The organism is Oryzomonas japonica (assembly GCF_008802365.1).
Classification (GTDB): Bacteria; Desulfobacterota; Desulfuromonadia; order Geobacterales; family Pseudopelobacteraceae; genus Oryzomonas; species Oryzomonas japonica.
In genome coordinates, this window is sequence record NZ_VZQZ01000013.1 from 33,920 (window position 1) to 42,913 (window position 8,994).

Here is an 8,994-nt window from a genome sequence, read left to right on the forward strand (position 1 = left end):
CCTTTCCTTCGTGTCCTCTCTGTCCTCCGTGGCAACCTGTTTTTGCTATGGACGTTATCGTCCATCCGAATGAAATTTTTCAGGACACTCCATGAATCTTTCGCGCATTTTTATACTCCGTCCCGTGGCCACAACCCTGCTGATGATCGCCATCCTGCTGGCCGGTGCCGTGGCTTACAAGCAGTTGCCGGTTTCGGCTCTCCCCCAGGTGGATTACCCCACCATTCAGGTGCGCACCTTTTACCCCGGCGCCAGTCCTGATGTGGTTGCAACCTCCATCACGGCACCGTTGGAGCGCCAGTTCGGACAGATGCCGGGCCTGACCCAGATGACCTCCACCAGTTCCAACGGCTGCTCGGTCATCACCATGCAATTCAGCCTGGAGTTGAGCCTTGATATTGCCGAACAGCAGGTACAGGCAGCCATCAACGCCGCTTCCACCTTTCTTCCCACCGGCCTTCCGAACCCGCCTGTCTACAGCAAGGTCAATCCGGCCGATACGCCGATCCTGACCCTGGCGCTCAGTTCCGATTCCCTGCCTCTCCCCAAGATAGAGGACCTGGCCGATACCCGCTTTGCCCAGAAGATCTCCCAGCTTCCCGGCGTGGGTTTGGTGAGTATCAGCGGCGGACAGCGGCCGGCGGTGCGGGTCCATGCAAACCCGACGGCGCTGGCTTCCTACAGCCTGACCATGGAAGACCTGCGTTCCTCCATAGCCACCGCTAACGTCAATCAGGCCAAGGGGGGCTTTGACGGTCCCCGGCAGTCCTATATCATCGGAGCCAACGATCAACTCTACAGCAGCAAGGACTTCCGGCCCCTGGTCGTCGCCTACAAAAACGGCGCGCCGGTACGGCTGTCCGATGTAGCCGATGTCGTGGACGATGCGGAGAACGTGAACCAGGCCGCCTGGATGAACGAGAAGCCGTCGGTGATCGTCAACATACAGCGCCAGCCGGGTGCCAACGTTATCGAGGTCGTGGACCGCATTAAAAAACTGATGCCCCAACTGCAGAGTTCGTTGCCCGCCTCGATCAAGGTGTCGGTGCTGACCGACCGCACCAACACCATCCGGGCCTCGGTGCGCGACGTGCAGCACGAGATGCTTCTTGCGGTAGTGCTGGTGGTCCTGGTCATCTTTCTCTTTCTGCGCAATTTTTCTGCCACCATCATCCCCAGCGTGGCGGTACCGCTCTCACTGGTGGGGACCTTCGGGGTCATGTACCTGCTGGGATTCAGTTTGAACAACCTGACACTGATGGCCCTGACCATCTCCACCGGTTTCGTGGTTGATGACGCCATCGTCATGATCGAGAACATCACCCGCTACATCGAGGAGGGGGAGAGCCCGCTCCAGGCAGCGCTCAAGGGCTCGCAACAGATCGGGTTCACCATCCTGTCGCTGACGGTCTCGCTGATTGCCGTGTTGATCCCTCTGCTCTTCATGGGCGATGTCGTCGGTCGCCTGTTCCGCGAGTTTGCCGTCACCCTGGGGGTCACCATCCTCATATCTGCGGTGGTCTCCCTGACCCTGACCCCCATGATGTGCGCCCGACTGCTCAAGCATGTGCCTGAAGAACGGCAGGGGCGGTTTTACCACGCCTCGCAGCTCTTCTTCGATCGAGTCATTGCCGCCTATGGCCGGTCGCTCAAGATCGTGCTGAGGCACCAGACTGCGACGCTGGTGATAGCGGTCGGCACGCTGGTGCTGACGGTCGTACTCTATGTGCTGGTGCCCAAGGGGTTTTTCCCGGTACAGGATACCGGTGCCATCCAAGGGGTAACCGAGGCGGCACAATCCATCTCGTTCCCCGCCATGGCCGAGCGTCAACAGGAACTTGCCCGGGCGATCCTCAAGGATCCTGCCGTCGAGAGCCTCTCTTCCTTCATTGGGGTGGACGGTATCAACACCACACTCAACAGCGGTCGCATCATGATAAACCTGAAGCCGCTCGCCGAGCGCGACGCCAGCGCCAGCGAGGTCGTACGCCGTTTGCAGGCGAACACTTCGGGTGTCGCCGACATAAAACTCTTCATGCAGCCGGTTCAGGACCTGACCGTCGATGCCAGGGTCAGTCGCACCCAGTTCCAGTACACCCTGGAAGATCCCAATACCGATGAACTGAAAGCGTTGGCGCCCAAGGTGATCGAGGCGATGAAAGCACGTCCCGAACTTCTTGATGTCAGCAGCGACCAGCAGGACCAGGGGGCGCGCGTCGTGCTGGATATCGACCGGAACACGGCGGCCCGTTTCGGCATCACCCCCCAGAATATCGACGATGCTCTCTACGACGCTTTTGGCCAGAGGCTTGTCTCGACCATATTTACCGAACTGAACCAGTACCGGGTCGTACTTGCCGTTAAAGAGGATTTTCGTAACAGCCCCACCGGCCTGCAATCGGTTTATCTGCGCAGCACCAGTGGCGGCATGATCCCCCTGAGTACCATTGCCCGGGCGACGGAGTCGGTCGGGCCGCTGGTCATCAACCGCCAGGGGCAATTCCCGGCGGTGACCACGTCGTTCAACCTGGCGCCGGGCATGTCGCTGGGGACCGCGGTCACGGCGGTGGAGGCGGCCACCGAGAAGCTCGGGCTGCCGGCCAGTATCAGAGGCACGTTCCAAGGAACGGCCCAGGCCTTCAAATCATCTTTGTCCAACGAACCGCTACTGATTCTGGCGGCCCTGATTACGGTCTACATCGTGCTGGGAGTGTTGTACGAAAGCTACATCCATCCGGTCACCATCCTCTCCACCCTTCCTTCCGCCGGCGTCGGAGCGGTGCTGTCGTTGATGATCTGCCGCACCGACTTGAGTGTCATTGCCATCATCGGCATTATCCTCCTGATCGGCATCGTCAAGAAGAATGGCATTATGATGGTTGACTTTGCCCTGGATGCGGAACGCAAGGAAGGAAAACCGCCGGAAGAAGCCATTTATCAGGCGTGTCTGCTACGCTTCAGGCCGATCATGATGACCACCATGGCGGCTCTTTTGGGGGCGTTGCCGCTGGCCATGGGGCATGGCGTCGGGTCGGAGTTGCGGCGACCGCTGGGTATCTCCATCGTGGGGGGCCTGATTTTCAGCCAGATCCTGACGCTCTATACCACACCGGTGATCTACCTGGCCTTCGACCGGCTGGCGCAGCGGCGGGGAAAACGGCGGGGCGGTGAAAGAACGATCAAGAGCCCCGACGTAACCACACCATGAACATCTCCGCGCCTTTCATAAAGCGTCCGGTCGCCACCACACTGCTTACCTTGGGGCTCGTATTGGCTGGGGTGATCGCTTTCCGTCTCTTGCCGGTATCGCCGCTGCCCCAGGTGGATTTTCCGACTATTTCGGTTTCGGCATCCCTGCCCGGCGCAGACCCGGAAACCATGTCCACCTCGGTGGCGGCGCCTCTGGAGCGCCAGTTCGGCCGTATCGCCGGCGTGACCGAGATGACGTCCACCAGCAACCGCGGTTCCACCAGCATCACCATGCAGTTCGACCTGAACCGCGACATCGACGGCGCCGCGCGGGACGTGCAGGCGGCCATCAATGCTTCCCGTGGCGATCTGCCTTCCAACCTCCCCAGCAACCCCAGCTACCGCAAGGTCAATCCGGCCGATGCGCCGATCCTGATCCTGGCCCTGACCTCGGATACCATGAGCAAACCGCAGATGTACGACGCCGCTTCGTCCATCATGCAGCAGAAGCTCTCCCAGGTGAAAGGGGTCGGCCAAGTGTTTGTTGGGGGAAGTTCTCTCCCGGCGGTGCGGGTGGAACTGAATCCGCTTACGCTCAGCAAGTACGGCCTCAGCCTGGAAAACGTGCGCAGCACGCTGGCGGCTACCAATGCCAACCGGCCCAAAGGCCAGGTTTCCTCAGCCGATAAGACCTGGGAAATTCGTGCCAACGACCAGCTTCGCACGGCCAAGGAGTATCTGCCGCTGGTGGTGAACTACAAGAGCGGCGCAGCACTCCGGCTGGCGGATGTGGCCAATGTGCGGGATTCGGTGGAAGATCTGCGCTCCGCCGGCCTGGTGAACGGCAAGCCGTCGGTCATGGTGATCATCTCACGCCAGCCGGGCGCCAATATCATCGAGACGGTGGACAACGTGCGCGCCTTGCTGCCGCAGCTTCAAGCTGCCCTGCCGGGGGCCGTCAATCTGTCGGTCGTCCTTGATCGCACCCCTTCCATACGCGGCTCCCTGCGGGACGTGGAACGCTCGCTGCTGCTTTCCGCTCTGCTGGTGATCCTGGTGGTGTTCTGGTTCCTGCGCGATGCGCGCGCCACGCTCATCCCGGCCGTGGCCGTTGGGGTGTCGATCATCGGCACCTTTGCGGTGATGTACCTGTTCGACTACTCCCTGGATAATCTGTCGCTGATGGCCTTGACGATTGCCACCGGTTTTGTTGTGGACGACGCCATCGTGGTGCTGGAAAATATCACCCGCTACCGGGAACAGGGGCAATCGCCGCTCCAGGCGGCCCTGTCCGGTTCCAAAGAGATTGCCTTCACTGTCCTCTCCATGAGCGTTTCCCTGGTGGCGGTATTCATTCCCATCCTGCTGATGGGAGGGATCGTCGGGCGTTTGTTCCGCGAATTTGCCGTAACCCTCTCGGCGGCGATCATGGTTTCTTTGCTGGTGTCCCTGACCGCGACTCCCATGATGTGTGCCACGTTGCTCAAGCCTGAACGGAAACGGAAATACGGCATCATCTACCGGGCCAGCGAAGGGATGTTCACCTGGCTTCATAGCTTCTACAAGGTCACCCTCTCCTGGGCACTCGCCCATACCCGCATCATGCTGCTCATCATCGTGGCAACGGTGGTGGTCAATGTGGCGCTGTTCATACTCGTCCCCAAGGGGTTCTTCCCTGAACAGGATACCGGCCGTATCATGGGGAGAATCCAGGCTGCCCAGGATATCTCGTTCCAGGCCATGGAGCAGAAGCTGGCCCAGATCGTGGGCATCATCAAATCCGATCCGGATGTGGAGTATGTGACCGGATTCACGGGCGGTAACGGTGGCGGCGCAACCACCAATACCGGCCGGATGTTTATCTCCCTGAAACCGTTTGAAAAGAGGACCAGCAGCGCCAACGACGTCATCAAGAGGTTGCGCAGGAAGCTTATGGGCGTACCGGGTGCACCGGCCTTCCTGGCCCCGGTGCAGGATCTGCGCGTCGGCGGCAGGATCGGCAACGCCCTCTACCAGTATACCCTCCAGGGGAGCGACCTGAACGAGCTCAACACCTGGTCCCAGAACGTGCTCCGGAAATTGCGCACGGTCCCCCAGGTGGTCGACCTCAGCAGCGACCTGCAGAACAAGGGGAGGGAGGCATCGTTGGTGATCGATCGCCCCACGGCTGCCCGTTTGGGCGTCACCCCCCAGGTGATCGACAATACCCTGTACGACGCCTTCGGCCAACGCCAGGTGTCCATCTCCTATACCCTGCTGAACCAATACCATGTGATCATGGAGGTTGACCCCGTCTTCTGGCAGCGGCCCGATACGTTGCGGGACATCTACGTCCCCTCGACCAACGGCAGCCAGGTACCGCTTTCGAGCTTTACCCATTATGAACCTTCGGCCACGGCACTGGCGGTGAATCACCAGGGGCAATTTCCGGCAATCACATTGTCGTTCAACCTGGCACCCGGCGTGGCCTTGGGCGATGCGGTCAAGGCGATCGAGGCCGCCACCCGGGAGATGGGGATGCCGCTCACCATTCGGGGCAGCTTCCAGGGGACGGCCCAGGCGTTTCAGGCTTCACTCAACAATCAGCCGCTCCTGATCCTGGCGGCCCTGGTGGCGGTTTACATCGTGCTCGGGGTGCTGTACGAGAGCTATATCCACCCCATCACCATCCTCTCCACCCTGCCGTCGGCAGGGGTAGGGGCGGTGGCCGCCCTGATGCTGTTCCGCACCGACTTGAGCCTGATCGCCATCATCGGCGTCATTCTGCTGATTGGCATCGTCAAGAAGAATGGTATCATGATGGTGGACTTCGCCATCGCCGCCGAGCGCAACGAGGGGAAAAGTCCTGAAGAGGCGATCTACGAGGCCTGCCTGCTCCGCTTCCGGCCGATCATGATGACCACCATGGCCGCACTCCTGGGAGCGCTTCCCATGGCATTGGGGTTCGGTGTAGGATCGGAATTGCGGCGCCCCTTGGGCATCTCCATCGTCGGCGGCCTGATCTTCAGTCAGATGCTGACCCTGTACACCACCCCGGTGGTGTACCTCTATATGGACCGTTTCAGGCTGTGGGTGGCGAAGATCCGGGGACAGAGGAAGAACGCATCCCGTGCTTAAACGTGGACACACCACGGATTAGCGGCAATGGTTTCTCGCGCTGCCCGGCCATGACGTTTTGAATTGGGAAAGGATACACCATGCTTATGATACAATCGCCCTGCCGCCGTTACTTCTTTCTTGCCGGAACGCTCATGTTCCTGGCCGGTTGTACGGTCGGCCCGAATTACGTTCGGCCTGCGGCTGTGCCGGTCATGCCGACGGCCTACAAGGAAGTGAACGGCTGGAAAACGGCACAACCGCGGGATGAAGCCATCAAGGGGGCCTGGTGGCAGCTATTCAACGACCCGCAGTTGAATGCCCTGGAAGAGCAGGTTGCCGTGTCGAACCAAAACGTGCTCGCGGCCGAGGCCGGCTTCCGCCAGGCCCGCGCTCTGATCCAGTCCGCCAAGGCAGGTTACTACCCGACGGTCTCGGTCGGGGCCTCGGCCACCCGTGCCCATCAGTCGTCAACCCTTGGCAGTTCTGCAAAATCCGACGCCACCACCTATACGATTCCCGTGGATATTTCGTGGGAGGCCGACATCTGGGGCCGCGTACGGCGCAGCGTGGAAGCGAGCCGGGCAAACGCCCAGGCCAGCGAGGCCGATCTGGCGGCGCTCCGCCTGAGTGCCCAGGCCCAGCTTGCCCAGGCTTATTTTCAACTGCGCACCCAGGATGCCCAGAAAGCATTCCTGGACGCCACCGTTGCCTACTACCGCAAATCCCTTGAATTGACGAAAAACCGCTACGCCAGCGGTGTGGCAGCAAAGGCGGATGTGCTTCAGGCAGAGACCCTGCTCAAGAGCACCCAGGCCCAGGCCATCGACCTCGGTGTGCAACGTGCCCAGTACGAGCATGCCATCGCCCTGTTGATCGGCAAACCGGCTGCTGATTTCAGTCTGCCCGCCGCTCCCCTCGAAGCGGCGCCGCCGGTCATCCCCTTGGGGGTGCCGTCCCTGTTGCTGGAACGCAGGCCCGACATCGCCGCATCGGAGCGGCGGATGGCGGCGGCCAATGCCCAAATAGGCGTAGCCGAGGCGGCCTGGTATCCATCCATTACCTTGAGCGCATCGGGCGGTCTGGAGACGACGAGCTTTTCCCGCTGGTTGAGCTGGCCGAGCCGATTTTGGTCGGTTGGCCCTGCGGTTTCGGAGACCCTGTTCGATGGGGGGCTGCGCAGCGCACAGAACGACCAGGCGCGGGCCGCCTACGATGCCGAGGTGGCCACCTATCGCCAGACCGTGCTGACCGGTTTTCAGGAGGTGGAGGATAATCTGGCGGCGTTGCGCATCCTGGAGGAAGAGTCCAAGGTTCAGGATGAGGCGGTTCAGGCCGCCCGGCAATCGGTAGCCGTTGCCGAAAACCAGTACAAGGCCGGCATCACCAGTTATTTGACCCTGCTGACCGCCCAGGCCGCCGAGCTTGCCAACGAACGGACGGCCATAACCATCCGCGGTAGCCGCATGACTGCCGGCGTGCTCCTGATCAAGGCCCTGGGGGGCGGGTGGGACGCCTCGAACCTGCAGGATACGAAACGTTGACCCCGCGTCGTCAAGCTGCGGAAGAATGAGAGCCGGAGGATGGTGGCCCGGCAGGTGCAAAGCAAAACGGTTCCCGGCGCTATGGTCGGAAACCGTTTTGCTTTAACTACGTTATGAGGGGACTTACGAGTTGTCTTCCGGGCCGCCGAGGTACTTGCTGACCTCGTTGGCAAGGGTCGAGTGATGCAGCAACCGGCTGGGAATCTTGTCGCCGCCGAACAGCTCCTGATGCCAGGGCTGCTTTTTCAGCCAGTCCATGAGCCTTTGCCACGCCTGCCAATTATTGAATTCACAGTCGATGCCGGTAAGCTGGTTGAGGAACTTGTCTCGCGGACTTCGCATGTGGGAAGGAACGGCCATAGGCGGGGTACTCCATGTAGCGGGAAATACGGTTGTCGTCTTGTATCTGATCGCGTCAACGAGAGACAATTATCGCGAACCTGTCTGAAATATCTACCATTTTGGGTATTAAATCAAGCAATAATAGGTATTGTTTCTGTATTCGGCGTGGCAAAACGTATTTTGCTCCGCGCCCAATGCACGGTTGCTTATTGGGTCGCCGGCAGGAGCCTTTTTTTCTTAACGATGGTTTTATGTCGCTTTTTCAATACGGACTTTTTTGAGGCGCCTGCGGTGGCTGACTTCCCTTTGGTTTGCTGGACTGCCGGTGCAGCATCCTGCCATCCCTTTTCCGGGCTCAGCTCGCTCCGGGCCGTGGCCTGATCGAGCATTTCCTGTTCCCGCGCACTCTTTTCAGCAGCCAACCGGGCTTCTTTCCCCTTCTCCCATTCTGTCTTGAATGTTGTAATCCGGTCCAGTTCTTCTTTGGTGAACTGTTCCTTCATTCGTGCCAGCTGTTCCGATGGCGACGGTTCCTGGGGTTTGCTTTCGTCCGGTGCAGCGGCAGCAGGCTGCCGGGGCTTTTCCTGCGGAATCGGCTGGGGCGGCGCTACCTGCTCCTGCCGTTTTTTTGCCAGAGCGGCTTTTACGGAGGCAAAGGTGGGTGCCGGTCTGGCCTCACCCGTGGCACCGCCAAAGGGGATGGTCACGCCCAGGGTATATTCGAAGGCGCTGGCATTGGCCACGACGTGCCGCACATCCGCCCGCAGCGCCAGCCGGTCGTACAGGAAGTATTTCACGCCGCCGCCATAGTCGAAAAAGCCCA

Annotated in this window: 4 protein-coding genes and 1 pseudogene; 3 read left to right on the plus strand and 2 right to left on the minus strand. The window is 60.4% G+C overall.

Translation table 11 applies throughout. The features are described 5' to 3' along the window. Positions 1-91 precede the first annotated feature (91 nt). The 3 genes from F6V25_RS16335 to F6V25_RS16345 all read left to right on the plus strand — a co-directional run bounded on the left by F6V25_RS16335 (position 92) and on the right by F6V25_RS16345 (position 7,829). Positions 92-3,208, plus strand: a complete 3,117-nt coding sequence (locus F6V25_RS16335) for an MdtB/MuxB family multidrug efflux RND transporter permease subunit (RefSeq protein WP_151129675.1) — start codon at positions 92-94, stop codon at positions 3,206-3,208. Beyond that, positions 3,205-6,306 (plus strand): multidrug efflux RND transporter permease subunit, encoded by a 3,102-nt coding sequence (locus tag F6V25_RS16340; RefSeq protein WP_151129676.1) that lies wholly within the window; start codon positions 3,205-3,207, stop codon positions 6,304-6,306. The genes F6V25_RS16335 and F6V25_RS16340 overlap by 4 nt, the downstream gene beginning before the upstream one ends. A gap of 80 nt (positions 6,307-6,386) precedes the next feature. Further along, positions 6,387-7,829: an efflux transporter outer membrane subunit gene (locus tag F6V25_RS16345; protein WP_246167078.1), complete on the plus strand. Its 1,443-nt coding sequence runs from the start codon at positions 6,387-6,389 to the stop codon at positions 7,827-7,829. A 123-nt stretch (positions 7,830-7,952) separates the two neighbouring features. Here F6V25_RS16345 and F6V25_RS16350 read toward each other — a convergent pair whose 3' ends face one another. Continuing rightward, positions 7,953-8,171 (minus strand): hypothetical protein, encoded by a 219-nt coding sequence (locus tag F6V25_RS16350; RefSeq protein WP_151129677.1) that lies wholly within the window; start codon positions 8,169-8,171, stop codon positions 7,953-7,955. A 206-nt stretch (positions 8,172-8,377) separates the two neighbouring features. After that, a pseudogene (locus F6V25_RS17125) lies at positions 8,378-8,994 on the minus strand (hypothetical protein); the annotation flags it as partial.

What these genes read in the sequence shown, in the direction of transcription:
- F6V25_RS16335 (WP_151129675.1), top strand. Translation starts at nt 92, where the DNA reads ATGAATCTTTCGCGCATTTTTATACTCCGTCCCGTGGCCACAACCCTG.
- F6V25_RS16340 (WP_151129676.1), top strand. Translation starts at nt 3,205, where the DNA reads ATGAACATCTCCGCGCCTTTCATAAAGCGTCCGGTCGCCACCACACTG.
- F6V25_RS16345 (WP_246167078.1), top strand. Translation starts at nt 6,387, where the DNA reads ATGCTTATGATACAATCGCCCTGCCGCCGTTACTTCTTTCTTGCCGGA.
- F6V25_RS16350 (WP_151129677.1), bottom strand. Translation starts at nt 8,171, where the DNA reads ATGCGAAGTCCGCGAGACAAGTTCCTCAACCAGCTTACCGGCATCGAC.